This is a genomic window from Pseudomonas cichorii, assembly GCF_019719005.1.
In the GTDB taxonomy this organism is placed as follows: domain Bacteria; phylum Pseudomonadota; class Gammaproteobacteria; order Pseudomonadales; family Pseudomonadaceae; genus Aquipseudomonas; species Aquipseudomonas cichorii_E.
Map to the genome: position 1 here is coordinate 46,049 of NZ_JAIGPJ010000007.1, position 16,696 is coordinate 62,744.

Consider the following 16,696-nt stretch of genomic DNA (forward strand, 5'->3'; position numbering starts at 1 on the left):
GTCATGAAACGATTGATGATGTTGAGCACGATGGCGGCGCTTGCGCTGTCGGCGTTTGCAAGTCTTGCCCAGGCCAAGCCTCTTGAGGCGGTGGCTTCGTTCACGGTGATTGCCGATATGGTCAGCAACGTCGGCGGCGAGCGGGTTCATGTGACGTCGCTGATCGGACCCAATGGTGACCCCCATGTCTACGAACCGACCCCGAGTGATGCCCAGGCCCTGAAAGGCGCTGACCTGACGTTCGTCAGCGGTCTGCATCTGGAAGGCTGGATGGACCGCCTGATCAAGGCGTCTGGCTATAAAGGCCAGCCGGTCGTAGTGTCCGATGGCATCAAGACCCGCTACATGCAGGAAGACGGCAAACTCATCACCGATCCCCATGCCTGGAACAGCGCCGCCAACGGGGTGATCTATGTGCGCAATATCATCGCCGCGCTCAAGAAAGCCGACCCTGAAGGGGCCAGCGTCTACGAGGCCAATGGTCAACGCTACATCGTGCAATTGCAGGAGCTGGACATCTATGCCCGGGATCAGGTCCAGTCGGTGCCCGAGTCGAAACGCAAGATCCTCACGTCCCACGATGCGTTCGGTTATTTCGGTGACGCCTATGGCGTGACCTTCCTGTCGCCCTTGGGGTTCTCTACCGAATCGGAAGCGTCGGCGGCAGATGTCGCAAAACTGATCCGCCAGATCAAGAGCGAGCACGTGACGGCCTACTTCTTCGAAAACTCCGGTGATCCGCGGCTGGTCAAGCAGATCGCCGATGCCAGCGGAGCACAACCGGGTGGTGAGCTGTACGTCGAAGCCCTGTCACCAGCGGATGGCCCTGCGGCCAGCTATGTGCAGATGTTCCGCTACAACGTCGACAAGCTGACGGCGGCGATGAAGGGCAAGTGAGCGTAGGAGCGAATTCATTCGCGAATAAATTCGCTCCTACACAGATGATTTCAATGATTCAGAAACTTGAAGATGGTGGTCTGGGTATAAGCCTTGCCTGGGTCCAGTCGGGTGCTGGGGAAGGCGGGCTGGTTGGGGGCGTCGGGGTAGTGCTGGGTTTCCAGGGTGAAGGCACCCCAATGCGGATAGACCTTGCCTGCCTTGCCATGAATGCTGCCATCCAGGAAATTGCCGGTATACAACTGTACGCCGGGTTCGGTGGTGAACAGTTGCAGGTGACGGCCTGACTGCGGGTCGCTGACTTCTGCCGCAAGCTTGCTGACATCGCCCTTGGTGTCCAGCACCCAGTTGAAATCAAAGCCGCCTTGTTTGGGCTCAGCGTACTTGAGCTGTTGATGGTCGGCCTTGATGTTCTTGCCGATGGCCGTTGGCTTGAGGAAGTCCATGGGCGTACCCGCCACCGGGGCCAGTTCGCCGGTAGGGATCAGCTTGTCGTTGACCGGCGTGTAACGGGAGGCGTGGAGGGTCGCCACCTGCTGGAGAATATCGCCGTTGCCAGCGCCCGCCAGATTGAAATAGCTGTGGTTGGTCAGGTTCAGCACCGTGGGTTTGTCGGTGGTGGCGCGGTAGTCGATCTTCAGCTCGTTCTGGTCGTTGAGGCTATAGGTGACTTCTGTCAGCAACGCGCCGGGAAAACCCATCTCGCCATCGGGCGACAGGTAGCTAAGCTTCACCCCGACCGAGCCATTGGCCTTGATGCTTTCGGCTTTCCAGATACGCTTGTCGAAACCCTGATTGCCGCCATGCAGCGCATTGGTCTTGTCGTTGAGCGGGACGCGGTAGGTCTTGTCGTCCAGCTTGAAGGTGCCGCCCGCCAGTCGGTTGCCGAAACGACCGATGGTTGCGCCGAAATACACGGTGCCGTTGGCCTGATAGCCCTGCACGTCATCGAAGCCCAGAACGACGTCTTCGACCTTGCCGTTCCTGTCCGGAACCTTGAGCGATTGCAGGGTTGCACCGTAGGTAATGATGCTGGCCTGCAGGCCGTGACTGTTTTGCAGGGTGTACTTCTCGATGGGCGTGCCATCGGGCAGTTTGCCAAAGGTGCCATGTTCGCTGGACAGTGCGGCGGCTTGTGCGGTCAGGGTGGCGATCATCAGTGACAGTCCAAGGCTGCTGAGAAGAGCGTGATTTTTCATCTGTTCTACTCACTTTTATTGTTGTTGTGAAAGGAGAAGGTGACGCAACGCATCTCTGGGTTTTGCTGTCAGACAGCAAATTGGTAAGACTATTTGATCGGTTTTAATCCGATGCAAGGATTTATAGACGATAAAAAGCCGCTTGAAAAATAAATCGTAATACTATTTAGTAGAGGCAGTTCCTAAGAAAAATAAAAAAGGACACCGTCCATGCACTGGCAGCCGCTATCCGAGCACCGTTTCAAACTGGCTGAAGGCCCTTTCTGGGACCTTGAGCAGCAAGCCTTGTACTGGGTCGACATCGCAGGGCATCTGGCCTGCAGGCTGGTCCAGGGTCAATACAGCCAATGGCGTCTGCCCGAAGCAGTTTCCGCATTCATTCCCACCGACAAGGGCGATGCCCTGGTGACTCTGGCCAGCGGCGTATACCGCCTGAGCCTCGAGTCGCCCAAAACCTCCATTGAATGGCTGTGCGTGGCCGATCCTGTCGCGGGCAACCGCGCCAATGAATCCCGCTGCGATGCACAGGGCCGTTTGTGGCTGGGCAGCATGCAGAACAATCTGGATGACGAAGGCGGCGACTTGCCGTTGGTACGCCGCTCCGGTGGCCTGTTTCGCGTAGACCCGGATGCAAGGGTCACGCACCTGCTGGACAGGCAGGGCATCGTCAACACCCTTTTGTGGAATGCCCAGGGCACGGTGCTCTACAGCGCCGATACCCTGGATGGCGTTATCTACCAATACCCGATTCTGGCCGACGACAGCCTGGGCGAGCGCCAGGTCTGGGCGCATGAACATCCTCGTGGCGTTCCGGACGGCTCGGCCATGGATGCCGAAGGCTATGTCTGGAATGCCCGCTGGGGTGGAAGCTGCCTGATCCGCTTTACCCCCGATGGTTGTGTCGACCGCATCGTCGAGCTGCCTGTCAGCCACCCCACCAGTTGCGTATTTGGCGGCCCCGACCTGTCTACGCTCTACGTCACCAGCGCTGCCCCGGCCGATGCCCATGGCCAGTTCGATGGCGCGGTGCTCAAGGCTGATGTGGGCGTCGCCGGGCAGGTTTGCCGGCGCTTCGCAGGCTGAATTTTCATTGCATCCAAGGAGAGTTGAACATGGCGATACCTTTGTCGTTACCCCCGGTTCCCGAGCCGGTTCGCGGTGAACGCCTCAAAGGCAAAGTGGTGCTGGTAACCGGCGCTGCTCAGGGGATTGGCGAAGCCATTGTGGCGTGCTTTCAGGCGCAGCAGGCCAGGCTGATCATCAGCGATGTGCAGGGCGAAAAGGTCGAGCAGGTGGCGGCGAAGTGGCGCGGGCAAGGGGCTGAGGTGCATGCGCTCAAGGTCGATGTCACTCAGCAGGATCAATGGCGCAGCATGGTGGATCTTGCCATCGAGCACTTTGGCCGGGTCGATGTGCTGATCAACTGCGCCGGGGTCAATGTGTTCCGCGACCCGCTGGAAATGAGCGACGAAGACTGGAAGCGCTGCTTCGCCATCGACCTGGACGGTGCCTGGTATGGCTGCCGCAGTGTCTTGCCGAAAATGCTGGAGCAGGGTGCGGGCAACATCATCAATATCGCCTCGACCCATTCGAGCAACATCATTCCCGGTTGTTTTCCCTATCCGGTCGCCAAGCATGGCCTGCTGGGCCTGACCCGCGCGCTGGGTATCGAATACGCGCCCAAGGGTATCAGGGTCAACGCAATCGCGCCGGGCTACATCGAAACCCAGCTCAACGTCGATTACTGGAACGGCTTCGATGACCCACAGGCCGAGCGGCAACGCGCCTTCGACCTGCATCCGCCCAAACGTATCGGCCAGCCCATCGAAGTGGCCATGACCGCGCTGTTTCTGGCCACCGATGAGGCTCCGTTCATCAACGCCAGTTGCATCATGATCGATGGCGGGCGCTCGGTGCTTTATCACGAGTGACACTCGGTTACATTGTCGCTTTTGGCAATATGGTATGACTATTTGGCCGGTTGAGGTTTGCAGAACCTGAAACTGCCCTATTGCTGGACGCTGTAGCTATTCAATAACAATAAGGAGTTAGCTATGTTGAGTCGCCACGGGATTCGCTCCCTATGCTGCGCCGCCGTCACCACTGCCATTCTCGGCATGAGTGGCATCCTCCATGCTGCCGAAGAAGTGAAAATCGGCTTTCTGGTCAAACAACCCGAAGAACCCTGGTTCCAGACCGAATGGGCCTTTGCCGACAAGGCGGGCAAGGAGCACGGTTTCACTGTGCTCAAGATTGCCGTGCCCGACGGCGAGAAAACCCTCGCAGCCATCGACAGCCTGGCGGCCAACGGTGCCAAGGGCTTTGTCATCTGCCCGCCGGATGTTTCCCTCGGCCCGGCCATTGTCGCCAAAGCCAAGGCGTTGGGGCTGAAGGTCATGGCAGTGGATGATCGCTTCGTCGATGCCAAGGGCAACTTCATGGAAGACGTGCCGTACCTGGGCATGGCCGCTTTCGAGGTGGGCCAGAAACAGGGCGAGGCCATGGCGGCCGAAGCGAAAAACCGCAATTGGGACTGGAAAGAAACCTACGCCATCATCAACACCTACAACGAACTGGATACCGGCAAGAAACGCACTGACGGTTCGGTGGATGCGCTGAAAAAGGCCGGCCTGCCGGAAAGCCATATCCTCTTCACTGCCCAGAAAACCCTCGATGTGCCGGGCAGTATGGATGCCACCAATTCGGCGCTGCCGAAACTGCCGGGCAATGCCAAGAACCTGATCATTGGCGGTATGAACGACAACACCGTGCTCGGCGGCGTGCGTGCCACGGCCACTAATGGCTTCAAGCCGGCCAACGTGATCGGTATCGGCATCAATGGCACTGACGCCATCGATGAACTGAAGAAGAAGGAAAGCGGCTTCTTCGGCTCGATGCTGCCCAGCCCGGACAAGGAAGGCTATGACACCGCCTACCAGATGTTTAAATGGGTCACCACCGGTGAAGAACCTCCCAAGTACACCGCCATGGACGATGTGACACTCATTACGCGGGCCAACTTCCAGGAAGTACTGACCAAGATCGGTCTGTGGAAGTGAGTTCAAGGGGGCCTGATTTCAGGCCCCTTCGCGAGTGAAGAGGACAGGTTCATGCAGCAGGTAATCGAGCAACAGCAATCGGCCGGTGGCGCCTTGCGCTTCAATGGCATCGGCAAGGTCTTTCCCGGCGTCAAGGCGCTTTCGGACATCAGCTTTGAGGCGCATCCGGGCAGCGTCCATGCCCTGATGGGCGAGAACGGTGCCGGCAAGTCCACTTTGCTGAAAATATTGGGCGGCTCCTATCAGCCCAACAGTGGCACCTTGCAGATCGGTGAGCAGACTCATCAGTTCAGATCCACCGCAGACAGCATCGCGGCCGGCGTTGCGGTGATTCACCAGGAACTGCATCTGGTGCCGGAAATGACCGTGGCAGAAAACCTGCTGCTGGGGCATATGCCCAATCGCTTCGGGATGATCAACCGCCGGCTCATGCTGCGTCAGGCCACTGAACTGCTCAAGGGGCTTGCCGACGAAATCGATCCGGGCATGCGCCTGGGAGACTTGTCCCTCGGGCTGCGGCAACTGGTGGAAATCGCCAAGGCCATGTCGCGCAATGCCCATGTGATTGCCTTCGATGAGCCCACCAGCAGCCTGTCGGCCCGGGAGATCGACCGCTTGATGGCGATCATCGCCAAATTGCGCGATGAGGGCAGGGTGATTCTTTACGTCTCCCATCGCATGGAAGAGATCTTCCGTATCTGCGATGCGGTCACCGTATTCAAGGACGGGCGCTTCGTGCGTACCTTCGACAATATGGCGGACCTGGACCACGACCGGCTGGTGACCTGTATGGTCGGGCGCGATATCCAGGACATCTACAACTATCGGCCCCGTGAACATCAAGGTGCCGGTTTGCGTGTCACCGGGCTTCTTGGGCCAGGGTTGCAGGAGCCGGTGAGCTTCGCAGTCGAGAAGGGCGAAGTGCTGGGCTTTTTCGGGCTGGTGGGCGCGGGGCGTACCGAGCTGTTTCGACTGTTGTCCGGCATGACCCGCAGCAAGGCGGGCACGCTGCAACTGGACGGCAAGCCGCTGACCCTGAAATCCCCGCGAGATGCCATTGCCGCCGGAATCCTGCTGTGTCCGGAAGACCGCAAGAAAGAAGGCATCGTGCCGCTTTCCAGTGTCGCCGAGAACATCAACATCGGTGCCCGGCCACGGCATGTGAGCCTGGGGTGTCTGCTGCAGGGGCGCTGGGAGCGGGAGAACGCCGAAACCCAGATCCGGGCGATGAACGTCAAGACGCCTTCGCCGGATCAGCAGATTGTCTTTCTTTCCGGTGGCAACCAGCAGAAGGCGATTCTCGGCCGCTGGCTGTCGATGCCCATGAAAGTCCTGCTGCTGGATGAGCCCACTCGAGGCATCGATATCGGTGCCAAATCCGAGATTTACCAGATCATCCATAACCTGGCGGCGCAAGGCATCGCAGTGATTGTGGTGTCCAGTGACCTGATGGAAGTCATGGGGATCTCCGACCGCATTCTGGTCATGAGCGAAGGTGCGATCACCGGCGAACTCAACCGCGACGAGGCCGATGAGTCGCGACTTCTACAACTGGCGTTACCCCGCTCACGGGGCTGAACCTTTGGTCTGCGACCATGAACAATAAAAAAGAGGTGCGTATGTCTACCGAAACCAGCCTGCGGGCTCCCCGTCAGGGCGTGAATATGCGCCGCTTTCTCGATGAATGGGTCATGTTGCTGGCCGCCCTGGGCATCTTCATGCTGTGTGCGATGTTCATCGATAACTTCCTGTCGCCCCTGAACATGCGCGGGCTGGGGCTGGCGATTTCCACCGTGGGCATTGCCGCCTGCACCATGCTCTATTGTCTGGCGTCCGGGCACTTCGACCTGTCGGTGGGTTCGGTACTGGCCTGTGCCGGGGTGATCGCCGGGATCGTGATTCGCGATACCGACAGTGTATTCCTCGGCGTAAGCGCCGCCTTGGCCATGGGCCTGCTGGTGGGGCTGATCAACGGGATCGTCATCGCCAAGCTGCGCATCAATGCCCTGATCACGACACTGGCGACCATGCAGATCGTTCGCGGTCTGGCGTATATCTTCTCCAACGGCAAGGCGGTGGGGGTTTCCAACGAGGACTTCTTCGTGTTCGGCAATGGCCAGTTCTATGGCGTGCCGGTGCCGATCCTGATCACCATTGCCTGCTTTATCTTCTTTGGCTGGCTGCTCAACTACACCACCTATGGCCGCAACACCATGGCCATCGGCGGCAATCAGGAAGCCGCACTGCTGGCGGGCGTGCATGTTGATCGCACCAAGATCATCATCTTTGCCGTACATGGCCTGATCGGTGCGCTGGCCGGTGTGGTGCTGGCGTCACGCATGACTTCCGGGCAGCCCATGATCGGCCAGGGCTTCGAACTGACGGTCATCTCGGCTTGTGTGTTGGGTGGCGTTTCATTGAGCGGCGGGATCGGCATGATTCGTCATGTGATCGCCGGGGTGCTGATTCTGGCGATCATCGAGAATGCCATGAACCTCAAGAACATCGACACCTTCTACCAGTACGTCATTCGCGGCACCATTCTGTTGCTGGCGGTGATTATCGACAGGTTGAAGCGTCGCTAAGGCACACCTCCGCAGGAGATCACCCGCCGCCTTGGCACCGCGCTGTCCGCAGCAAACAGAGGTCGGTGTAGGAGCGCGCTTGCCCGCGACCGGCTGCGTAGCAGTCGTAGATTTTGCGAGCGCTTCGCACTCGATCGCGGGCAAGCGCGCTCCTACAGAAAAACGTTTTAATTCATGACGTTGCGTTTATGTTTGATAGGAGCGAATTCATTCGCGAATCCACCGTTTTCGCGAATGAATTTCTGGCGGGTTAGAAACAGGTTGGCTCGCTGATATGAATTAAATAGAATGATTCTCATTTTAAGTCGCTGTCGTGGATGGCCTTTGAATGAGTGATGCAGCAGGGTCATCGGGTGTGCAGCCTGGCCTGGACAACTTTTATCGTGATCACCGTAGCTGGCTGGAAAACTGGCTGCGGTCCCGCCTGGGCAATGCGTGGGATGCGGCTGATCTGAGTCAGGATACGTTTTTGCGGGTCATGGCCACCTGGCAGAGTGAATCCCTAGGCAGTCTGCGTGAGCCGCGCGCCTATCTGGTGACCGTTGGCAAGCGGCTGCTGATCAATCACTACAAGCGCCGAAGCCTGGAGCAGGCTTATCTGCAAGCCCTGGCGAGACTGCCCGAAGCGTGCGTCCCATCTCCCGAACAGCGCTGGATTCTGCTGCAGACCCTGCAAGCTCTGGATGAGTTGCTCGACGATTTGCCGGTGGTAGTGCGTCGCGCGTTTCTCTGGTCGCAGCTTGAAGGCCTGGGCTATGCACAGATCGCCCTGCGGCTGGAAGTGTCCGAGCGCACCGTGAAACGCTATATGGCACAGGCCTATGCACATTGCCTGATGGCCGAGCTATGAGTGACAGGGTGCATGACGAGCAGGCCCGGCAGGTGGCGCATGCCGCTGCCTACTGGCTGGCGTTGCTGGAATCCGGGACGGCCAGTGTCCAGGAACACGAACAACTGCAACGCTGGCGCGAGCAGTGCCCAAGCCACGAACAGGTCTGGCAACGGGCACAAGGCTTGCGCCAGCGCTTTGCCGAACTGCCGCCCGAACTGGCCATGGCCAGCCTCGACCGGGCAGACCTCAAGCGAAGCGAGTCGTCGCGCCGGGCGATTCTCAAGCGTGCGCTGGTCATTGCGGCACTGATTCCCGGCGGCTGGATCATCAGCAGCCAGTTACCTGTCAGGGCCTGGCGCGCCGATTTGCACACCGCCACCGGCGAGCGCAAGACCTTGCGCCTGCCCGATGGCAGCCAGTTGCAACTCAATACCGCCAGTGTCGTGAATCTGGATTTCCGTGACGGACGACGCCAGTTGCTGCTGATCGACGGTGAAGTCGCCTTGAGCATGGAGGGCAATGCTCCGGCCGTGACAGTCAAGACGCGACTGGGCCAGATCATCGCCAACGGTGCTGAACTCTGCATTCGCCAGGACGAGCATCGGTGCCGGGTTTCCGTGATAAGTGGCAGTGTCGATCTGTTATCGGCACAGGGCGCGACCTTGCGCCTCAAGGGCGGCGAGCGGGCGGCCCTGAATGCTCAAGGCATTACGCCGCTTGAGCATTTTGACGCCCGACAACCGGACTGGCGTCAGGGCGTGTTGACGGTAGAAAACCGGCCACTAGGGAGTTTCCTGGCCGAGCTGAGTCGCTATCGACCCGGCATTCTGCGCTGGGAACCCGAGCTGGAAGCCTTGAGCGTCACTGGTTCGTTCCGGCTGGACGATACCGATCGCATCCTGGATCTGCTGGCGGCAAGCCTGCCGGTACAGGTGCATTCCCGTACCCGTTACTGGGTCACGCTTGCTCCTCGAAAAATTTCCGCCTGATGGTGTCCCTTTTTTTGCCGTCGCTTGTCATCCCTCTCAAGTGAACACAAAAAGAGAGTGCTCCAATGCCCGTAGTTTTCTTGCGTCGCCTGCGTCTTGCCCGTTTCGCGTTGCTGCATATGAGTTGTCAGGCTGGCGTGGTGCTCGGCCTGAGCGCCGCGCCGCTGTTCGTGGCGTCGGTCCAGGCTGAAGAATCGGCGCGGCGCAGTTATCAGATTCCGGCCGGTAGCCTGAGCGCAGCCTTGACCCGCTTTGCTGCGCTGTCCGGCGTCAGCCTGTCGGTTGACCCGGCGCTGGTGGCAGGTCGCAACAGCAAAGGCCTCAATGGCGAATACCCCGTCGACGAAGGCTTCGGGCTTCTGTTGCAAGGCTCCGGGCTGCAACTGCAACCGCTGGGCAATCAGTCTTATACGCTGGTGCCTGCACCCGTAGCAGAGAACGGCTCGATGCTATTGCCCAATACGTCCATCGACGGCAGCCGGCTGGACGGGCAGGGCGACATTTATGCCGGTGGCCAGGTCGCACGCAGCGGTTCCCAGGGCATGCTGGGCGATCGTGATTTCATGGAGACGCCATTCAACCAGACGTCCTATACCAGCACCACGATCAAGAACCAGCAGGCGCGTACTCTTGGCGACATGGTCGCCAGCGACCCGTCGGTGCGTATCACCAACCCGGCAGGCGGGCGTTTCGAGCAATTCTCGATTCGCGGTTTCAGTCTGTTCAACAGTGATGTGTCGTTTGGCGGGCTGTATGGCGTGCTGCCGACGTACTCCATCGACATGGAAATGGTCGAGCGGGTCGATATTCTCAAAGGGCCGGGTGCGTTGTTGGGCGGCATCGTGCCGCGTGGCAGCGTGGGCGGCAATATCAATATCGAGCCCAAGCGTGCCGGTAGTGAACCGCTGACCGAGTTCACCGGCAGCTTTGCATCGGCCGGGCAGTTTGGCGGGCATGTGGATATCGGTCGCCGCTTTGGCGAAAACCAGCGCTTCGGCATTCGTTACAACGGCGTGCGCCAGTCCGGCGATACCGAGTGGGATCACCAGAAAGTCGAGCGTGAGGCCTCGGTCATCGGCCTGGACTGGCGTGAAGACCGGATGCGCATGTCGCTGGATCTCGGGGAGCAGGAGCGCTACGCCGATGCGCCCATCGAGCGGGTCGAAGTTGCCGCCGGTATTGCCATGCCCAAGGCCAAGGACATTCGTCGCAATATCGCCCAGCCCTGGACGTATTCTCACTCCAAGGATTCCTTCGGTGCGCTGCGTGGGGAGTTCGATCTTAGTGATTCGGTGATGGTCTATGCCGCAGCCGGTGCCCGCAAAGGCAACTATGACTTCCTGCGTCATACCGTTCCGGTCACCACCAGCAGTGGCAACTTTACCGTGACGCCGCGTACCTTTCGCCGTGACGAGGAGGTCAAGACGTTCACCGTCGGTGCTCGTAGCTGGTTCAATACCGGGCCGGTGGGGCATACGCTGAATATCAGCCTCAACCGTTTCGACTTCGAGTTCGACAACGCCGGCGAACGTTATCAGCCTCGTACCAGCAACCTCTATAACCCGGTGGTGCTGCCGTATCCGGGCGCACCGACGCGCTTCGATACGTCGACTCATACCGAGAACCTGTTCACCAGCATTGCGCTGGCCGATACCCTGAGCTTTCTCGATGACCGGGTGCTGTTGACGCTGGGCGCGCGCCTGCAACGAGTCGAGGTGGACAGCTATTCAAATGGCGCTCTTGGGCAGCGTTATGACGAGCGCGCCACTTCTCCGGCCATGGGGCTGGTGATCAAGGCCACTGATTCGATCTCGCTGTATGCCAACTATATGGAAGGCCTGAGCCAGGGCGAGACTGCGCCCACCACGGCCACCAATAGCGATGAAGTATTCGCACCTTACAAGTCCAGACAGACCGAGGTCGGCGTGAAATATGACCATGGCACTTTTGGCACCAGCCTGAGCGTATTTCGCATAGAGCAGCCGGCCTACATCACTGATGCTCAGGGCAACTTCAAGCCCGATGGCGAACTGCGCAATCAGGGTGTCGAGCTGAACATGTTCGGTGAGCCTTTGTCGGGTGTGCGGCTGCTGGGTGGCGTCATGTTGCTCGACAGTGAACAGACCAAAACCGCGCTGGGTACGTTTGATGGTAATCGCGGCACCGGCTCGCCGGAGGTCAACGCCAATCTGGGAGTGGAATGGGATATCAATCGCCTGCCAGGTCTGACCCTGACCGCTCGCGCCATTCATACGGGTTCACAATATCTGGATGCCGCCAATAACCAGAAAATCGATTCATGGGAGCGTTATGACGTCGGGGGCCGTTATGCCTTCAAGCTGGGCGATAATCCGGTCACGTTACGTGCTTCTGTAGAGAACGTTCTGGATAAGACTTATTGGGCGTCGGCGGCAACTTCATCAGACAGTGCCGCGGGCCTGACGCTATCGACACCGAGGACTTATCTGGTGTCGGCGACGGTCGGGTTTTAAACCTGTTACGACGGCATTCTGTTCTAACCGAATGCCGTTTTGCTTTTCAGGGAAAAGGCGAGGGGATCAATTCAACTTCGAACTGACGTAGATCAAGCGCACAGCGGCAACGGTAATAGCTTCTGCTTCTTCCTTGATGTTATCCAGTTGCGACCGGATCGCAGCATTTTCATGAGACTCAAGCAATCGGGCCATGTGGTAGATGTTCTGCGTGACCTCGTGCAGATTCTTGTGCAACCGCGAGATGACACGGCTCAGCCGCTCGGAAGTGTCATGGATCTCCATGGCTGGAAGAGGGCGCTCAAGGCTGAAGCCCGTAACCACGTAGGTTACATCGATGCCAGCGTCTGAAATGCGTGCCAGATAATCGGCTCGCGGGGAGCGTATACCGTTCTCGTAATTACTCTGGGCATTGGTTTCAACGCCTCCAATGGCGCCGAGAGCGCTTTGTGAAAGTTTGAGTCTTATTCGTTCTCGTTTGAGTCGGGGGCCAATTCCGGGCATGTCGGTGGTCCTCTGGAAAGCGCCTGCCCAAAACCCAGGCAGAACTGAAAGGGATCTGTCAAAAATCAAAGAGCTGTACAGATATATTCGACACAGCTAATAAAGTATCGAAGCCAGCCAGGTAGCAAAAATGCACACATGCAGGAGACTACTAAATATCACTCGCATGAAGTCTCGGAGTGTAATGGCGTTATGGGGGCTTTGGTACTTATTTGTACTTATGTATATGAATTTTTGTGAGGTAATTCTCCCGAATTACGGCTGTTACAAAAGCGATGCAATTGAAAAGGCCCCAGTTACGGGGCCTTGGATTTGGTTTCAGAGGCAGCGTGAAGTGGGATGTTGTGCCCAGTTCTGTGCGGTGCTGGCAATTTCCTGCGATAGCTTCTCGACGGCCTTCTGATGAGCAAGGATCAGGTTTTCCATGCCAATCCCTGCCTGCTCGCGAATCACGCTGCTGCAGGTCAGGTTGAGACGCTTGCTACCCGAGCTGGCACCTGCATTGCGCAGGCTCAAGCTCCAGACCACATCGATCAGTGCGTAATTTCCGGGTGCCGACTCGAAGCGCCTGACATCGGTACGCAGTGAAAGCACTGGCAGACCACTGTCCTTCGGCAGTCCGGCCATGTCGCGGCTACCGAAGCGACGCTCCAGTTGGGCTGTCAGGGCATCGTGAAACTCGTCGCCCAGTGGCGATCCCCAGCGTTCGGTATCCAGGATTTCCAGGCTGCCATCGCCCTGGCGCACGACCAGAGGAGGTTGATCCACCTGGACAGGCATCAGCACCGGCAGCATCTCGAACTGGAACGGTGCGGGCTGTGCGCTTGGCACGCTGGCGGAGTCCATGGGGGCGATCAGCGTGTAGTAACGGGTCGGTGTCGAGGAGCAGGCACCCAGGCCCAGTGCCGCAGCCAATACCAACAGTTTAAGGCGAAAGGTCATTGTTTTGGCTCCAGATCGATTGCACGGGACGAAGACGGCGCTTTATATGAGGCGGGTGCCGCATCGCCGCTGCGACCGCGAATCAGCGCTTCAGGATGACGGCTCAGGAAGTCGGTCAATACCCGTACCGAGCGGGCAGTGCGCTGTACTTCTTCCATGGCCTGAGTCAGTTGCTGGCGGCCTGGAGAGTCTTCACCCAGCGTTTCGTTGGCGCTGCTCAGGGTTTTTTCTGCCTGCTGCAAGGTGCCGCGCATTTGCGGCAAGACGCTGCCATTGACCTGCTTGAGGGTTTTCTGCAGTTCGGTCAGGTTGCCATTGAGGTTCTTGGCCAGTTCATCGATAGGCACTTTGCTGAGCTTGTCGACGAATGCCTGCAACTGCTCCTGCAACTTGTCGAAGTTACCCGGTACGGTAGGAATCTCAAGAGGCCTGGACTTGGGGTTGAAAGTCACCTTTGGCGCCTTTGGGTCGAACTCCATCGCAATGTACAACTGGCCGGTCAACAGGTTGCCGGTGCGAGCCTGTGCCCGTAGCCCGTTATTGACGAAGGCGTTGAGAATTCTGGCCGACTGTTCTTCTTCGTCGCCGCTACCGCCCAGCTGGCGCAGTTTGGATTCGGCAGCGCCCAGGCGGTTGGGGTAGATCACGGCGCCGACAATGCTCGGGAAGGTCCCGGTTTTCGGGTCGTAATCCAGATCCACCGACACCACTTTGCCGATGTTCACACCCAGGAAGTCCACCGGGGAATTGACTGCCAGGCCGCGCAGTGACTGGTTGAAGCGCATGCGGATGTAGCGTGGCTCACCGTCAGGCGGCGCCAGGGCCGTGGCCTGGTCATCGAAGATCTTGAACTCGGCGTTTTCGTCGGCGGGCTTCGATTCCGGGCTCCAGTTCGGCTCGCGGAATGCGATGCCGCCGGACAGGATCGAGGTCAGCGACTGGGTATTGATCTTCAGGCCAGCGGTACCGACGGTCACGTCCACGCCGCTGGCATTCCAGAAGCGTGTGTCGGTGGTGATGTACTGATCGTTCGGGGAGTTGATGAAAATCTGCACGTCGACACCCTTGCCATCCGGGGACAGCTCATAGGCCACCACCTGACCTACCTGAATGCGGCGGTAATAGATCGGCGAGCCGATATCCAGCGACCCCAGATCGTCGGTGTGCAGGGTGAAACGCTTGCCTTTCTCGCCGAATGTCACCGGGGGAGGTGTTTCAAGGCCGGTGAAGTTGTTTTTGGTTTCCTCGGAGTTGCCTGCATCGGCACCAATGAATGCGCCCGACAGCAAGGTGTCGACACCCGAAACGCCATGGGCTCCGATACGTGGCCGCACGACCCAGAACTGGCTGTCGACCCGGGTGAAAGGTGTGGCCGTGTTATTGAGATCGACCGCTGCCAGCACATGCGTGCGGTCTTCGCTCAGGGTGATGTCCGTCACCATGCCGATCACCACGTTCTTGTACTTGACCTGCGTCTTGTTGGCTTCCAGGCCTTCGGCAGTCTGGAAACTGATGGTGACGCGCGGACCTATGTTCATCCAGTCATGAAAGGCCATGGACAGGCCGATCAGGCCGGCAACGATCGGCACCAGCCAGATCAGTGAAACGCGCATGCGCCGCTGCTTGACCTCTGGACGAAGTGGCGACGAAGGGGGGGCGGTATTCTCAGACATCTTCAACCTCTGCGTCCCAGATAAGCCGGGGATCGAAACTCATGGCGGCGAACATCGTCATCACCACTACCAGACCAAAAAACAGGATGCCGATCATCGGCTCGATGGTGCTCAGTTCACGGAACTGGACAAGGGAGGCCACCAGCGCAACCACCAGCACATCGAGCATCGACCAATAGCCGATCAGCTCGATAAAACGATAAAGCCGCGCACGCTCCAGCATGGCCCAGCGACTGCGCCGCTGACAGGTGACCAGAAGCATGCCCAGTACCAGGAACTTGATGCAGGGCACCACGACGCTGGCAATGAAAATCAGCAGGGCAATATCCCATGACCCGCTTTTGAAGAACTCGATCACGCCGCTCATGATGGTGTTCTGGCTGCTGTTGCCCAGCAGGGTGGTGTACATCACGGGCAGCACATTGGCCGGTACGTAGAAAATCAGTCCGGCAATCAGGAACGCCCAGGTCCGGGCAATGCTGTTGGGCTTGCGCCGATGCACGGGCGAGTCGCAACGCGGGCAGTGATGGACATCTTCCGGGCAGGCGTAGCCGCAGGTGTGGCACAGGCACAAATGCTGTTCATGGGCGAAAGGAATGCCGTTCATCCTGGCTGGACTCCCAGTTCATCCCACAGGCGGCGGATATCCTTGTTGGCGATCAGCAGGATCAGCACCATCAGCATCGCCATGGCCCACAAGCCAAGACCGGGATGCACATCGAGCATCCCCGAGAGCTTGATGATGGCGACCAGGATCCCGAGCATGCACACCTCCAGCATGCTCCAGGGACGCAAATGCTCCAGGGCTCGCATGCAAGCCTTGAAGCCAGGCGCAATGACCCCGTTGTGTGCATGCAGCAGCAGCCAGAACAGCAGGGCGATCTGCAACAGAGGTGCAAGGATGATCGACAGTCCGGCCACCAGCGCAATGATCGTGATACGCCCCTGGGCCAGAGCTTCCACCGATTCCCAGAGGGTCACTTCATTGGTCAGGCCCTTCATGCTGATGCTGATCACCGGAAAGAAGTTGGCGAATATGAACAGCAGGGCTGCAGCGATGGTCAGGGCCAGCAACTGCTCGATGGTCAGGCGATGGCCTCGGCCCAGCAGCGCCTTGCAGCGCAGGCAATGCGCCGATTCGCCTGCCTTCAGGGGCGTGGCTTCATACAGCGAGTCGCAGTGCTCGCAGATGATCAGATCCGAGAGAGGTTTCATGGAATGCACAGTGGTCATCGACGCCGTTGATGCAGGATTTGCCGGGTTGAAAAAAACGAGGACGGGAAGATACCTCGTTAATGGCATTACGGCATATTTTTCTGTGTAAACAACTGTTCTGTGTAAGCAGCAAGGTTGAAGCATTGACCACAGCCATGGGTTGTCGTTCCCATATCATTGCGCCATTAGTTTGTAATTGTTCTGTTACTTGCGGGCTGACTGAAGAAACATTTCATTACACGATGGCAAGTTGCGCCCCGCCTCATGCCCCGTCTGCCCTGTAGCGCTCAAGAGGGCGTTCATACCCGC

The 16,696-nt window shown here is 58.6% G+C and carries 15 protein-coding genes; 9 read left to right on the top strand and 6 right to left on the bottom strand.

Features of this window, described 5'->3' with window-relative positions:
• Positions 1-3: 3 nt before the first annotated feature.
• Entirely contained in the window at positions 4-897 is an 894-nt protein-coding gene (locus K5D32_RS07935) for a metal ABC transporter substrate-binding protein (RefSeq protein ID WP_221599728.1), read from the top strand.
• A gap of 50 nt (positions 898-947) precedes the next feature.
• Here the strand turns inward: K5D32_RS07935 and K5D32_RS07940 are convergent, their stop codons facing one another.
• Positions 948-2,096, bottom strand: coding sequence for an aldose epimerase family protein (locus K5D32_RS07940; RefSeq protein ID WP_221599730.1), 1,149 nt, complete (start codon positions 2,094-2,096; stop codon positions 948-950).
• Between the two features lie 210 nt (positions 2,097-2,306).
• Here K5D32_RS07940 and K5D32_RS07945 point away from each other — a divergent pair, with 210 nt between their 5' ends.
• The 8 genes from K5D32_RS07945 to K5D32_RS07980 all read left to right on the top strand — a co-directional run bounded on the left by K5D32_RS07945 (position 2,307) and on the right by K5D32_RS07980 (position 12,053).
• The gene (locus K5D32_RS07945) at positions 2,307-3,179 is read left to right on the top strand and encodes an SMP-30/gluconolactonase/LRE family protein (protein ID WP_221577623.1); all 873 of its coding nucleotides are present in this window, start codon (positions 2,307-2,309) and stop codon (positions 3,177-3,179) included.
• 29 nt (positions 3,180-3,208) lie between these two features.
• A complete protein-coding gene (locus K5D32_RS07950; RefSeq protein ID WP_117167632.1) occupies positions 3,209-4,027 on the top strand; it encodes an SDR family oxidoreductase in 819 nt (272 codons plus the stop codon).
• Positions 4,028-4,150: 123 nt separating this feature from the next.
• A complete protein-coding gene (locus tag K5D32_RS07955; RefSeq protein ID WP_025260055.1) occupies positions 4,151-5,155 on the top strand; it encodes a substrate-binding domain-containing protein in 1,005 nt (334 codons plus the stop codon).
• Between the two features lie 51 nt (positions 5,156-5,206).
• Positions 5,207-6,733, top strand: a complete 1,527-nt coding sequence (gene araG / locus K5D32_RS07960; RefSeq protein ID WP_221599732.1) for an L-arabinose ABC transporter ATP-binding protein AraG — start codon at positions 5,207-5,209, stop codon at positions 6,731-6,733.
• Between the two features lie 41 nt (positions 6,734-6,774).
• Positions 6,775-7,740, top strand: coding sequence for an L-arabinose ABC transporter permease AraH (araH, locus tag K5D32_RS07965; RefSeq protein ID WP_221577621.1), 966 nt, complete (start codon positions 6,775-6,777; stop codon positions 7,738-7,740).
• A 328-nt stretch (positions 7,741-8,068) separates the two neighbouring features.
• Positions 8,069-8,590: a sigma-70 family RNA polymerase sigma factor gene (locus K5D32_RS07970; RefSeq protein WP_221599734.1), complete on the top strand. Its 522-nt coding sequence runs from the start codon at positions 8,069-8,071 to the stop codon at positions 8,588-8,590.
• On the top strand, positions 8,587-9,561 hold the full coding sequence (locus tag K5D32_RS07975; RefSeq protein ID WP_221599736.1) for a FecR domain-containing protein: 975 nt from the start codon (positions 8,587-8,589) through the stop codon (positions 9,559-9,561). The genes K5D32_RS07970 and K5D32_RS07975 overlap by 4 nt, the downstream gene beginning before the upstream one ends.
• A gap of 65 nt (positions 9,562-9,626) precedes the next feature.
• A complete protein-coding gene (locus K5D32_RS07980; RefSeq protein WP_221599738.1) occupies positions 9,627-12,053 on the top strand; it encodes a TonB-dependent receptor in 2,427 nt (808 codons plus the stop codon).
• A 66-nt stretch (positions 12,054-12,119) separates the two neighbouring features.
• Here K5D32_RS07980 and K5D32_RS07985 read toward each other — a convergent pair whose 3' ends face one another.
• From K5D32_RS07985 to K5D32_RS08005, 5 genes are all read right to left on the bottom strand, one after another.
• Complete coding sequence (locus tag K5D32_RS07985) at positions 12,120-12,557, bottom strand: helix-turn-helix domain-containing protein (RefSeq protein ID WP_221559756.1); 438 nt, start codon at positions 12,555-12,557, stop codon at positions 12,120-12,122.
• Between the two features lie 318 nt (positions 12,558-12,875).
• On the bottom strand, positions 12,876-13,499 hold the full coding sequence (locus K5D32_RS07990) for a membrane integrity-associated transporter subunit PqiC (RefSeq protein ID WP_221530504.1): 624 nt from the start codon (positions 13,497-13,499) through the stop codon (positions 12,876-12,878).
• Positions 13,496-15,172, bottom strand: coding sequence for an intermembrane transport protein PqiB (locus tag K5D32_RS07995; protein WP_216705771.1), 1,677 nt, complete (start codon positions 15,170-15,172; stop codon positions 13,496-13,498). Before K5D32_RS07995 ends, K5D32_RS07990 begins: the two co-directional genes overlap by 4 nt.
• Positions 15,165-15,779 carry a paraquat-inducible protein A gene (locus tag K5D32_RS08000; RefSeq protein WP_095068039.1) on the bottom strand — a complete coding sequence of 205 codons (615 nt, stop codon included), beginning with the start codon at positions 15,777-15,779 and terminating at the stop codon, positions 15,165-15,167. The genes K5D32_RS07995 and K5D32_RS08000 overlap by 8 nt, the downstream gene beginning before the upstream one ends.
• Positions 15,776-16,387: a paraquat-inducible protein A gene (locus K5D32_RS08005; RefSeq protein WP_374107895.1), complete on the bottom strand. Its 612-nt coding sequence runs from the start codon at positions 16,385-16,387 to the stop codon at positions 15,776-15,778. The genes K5D32_RS08000 and K5D32_RS08005 overlap by 4 nt, the downstream gene beginning before the upstream one ends.
• Between the last annotated feature and the right edge of the window lie 309 nt (positions 16,388-16,696).

Coding starts and splice junctions, on each gene's coding strand:
- K5D32_RS07935 (WP_221599728.1), top strand. CDS start 4: ATGAAACGATTGATGATGTTGAGCACGATGGCGGCGCTTGCGCTGTCG.
- K5D32_RS07940 (WP_221599730.1), bottom strand. CDS start 2,096: ATGAAAAATCACGCTCTTCTCAGCAGCCTTGGACTGTCACTGATGATC.
- K5D32_RS07945 (WP_221577623.1), top strand. CDS start 2,307: ATGCACTGGCAGCCGCTATCCGAGCACCGTTTCAAACTGGCTGAAGGC.
- K5D32_RS07950 (WP_117167632.1), top strand. CDS start 3,209: ATGGCGATACCTTTGTCGTTACCCCCGGTTCCCGAGCCGGTTCGCGGT.
- K5D32_RS07955 (WP_025260055.1), top strand. CDS start 4,151: ATGTTGAGTCGCCACGGGATTCGCTCCCTATGCTGCGCCGCCGTCACC.
- araG (WP_221599732.1), top strand. CDS start 5,207: ATGCAGCAGGTAATCGAGCAACAGCAATCGGCCGGTGGCGCCTTGCGC.
- araH (WP_221577621.1), top strand. CDS start 6,775: ATGTCTACCGAAACCAGCCTGCGGGCTCCCCGTCAGGGCGTGAATATG.
- K5D32_RS07970 (WP_221599734.1), top strand. CDS start 8,069: ATGAGTGATGCAGCAGGGTCATCGGGTGTGCAGCCTGGCCTGGACAAC.
- K5D32_RS07975 (WP_221599736.1), top strand. CDS start 8,587: ATGAGTGACAGGGTGCATGACGAGCAGGCCCGGCAGGTGGCGCATGCC.
- K5D32_RS07980 (WP_221599738.1), top strand. CDS start 9,627: ATGCCCGTAGTTTTCTTGCGTCGCCTGCGTCTTGCCCGTTTCGCGTTG.
- K5D32_RS07985 (WP_221559756.1), bottom strand. CDS start 12,557: ATGCCCGGAATTGGCCCCCGACTCAAACGAGAACGAATAAGACTCAAA.
- K5D32_RS07990 (WP_221530504.1), bottom strand. CDS start 13,499: ATGACCTTTCGCCTTAAACTGTTGGTATTGGCTGCGGCACTGGGCCTG.
- K5D32_RS07995 (WP_216705771.1), bottom strand. CDS start 15,172: ATGTCTGAGAATACCGCCCCCCCTTCGTCGCCACTTCGTCCAGAGGTC.
- K5D32_RS08000 (WP_095068039.1), bottom strand. CDS start 15,779: ATGAACGGCATTCCTTTCGCCCATGAACAGCATTTGTGCCTGTGCCAC.
- K5D32_RS08005 (WP_374107895.1), bottom strand. CDS start 16,387: ATGAAACCTCTCTCGGATCTGATCATCTGCGAGCACTGCGACTCGCTG.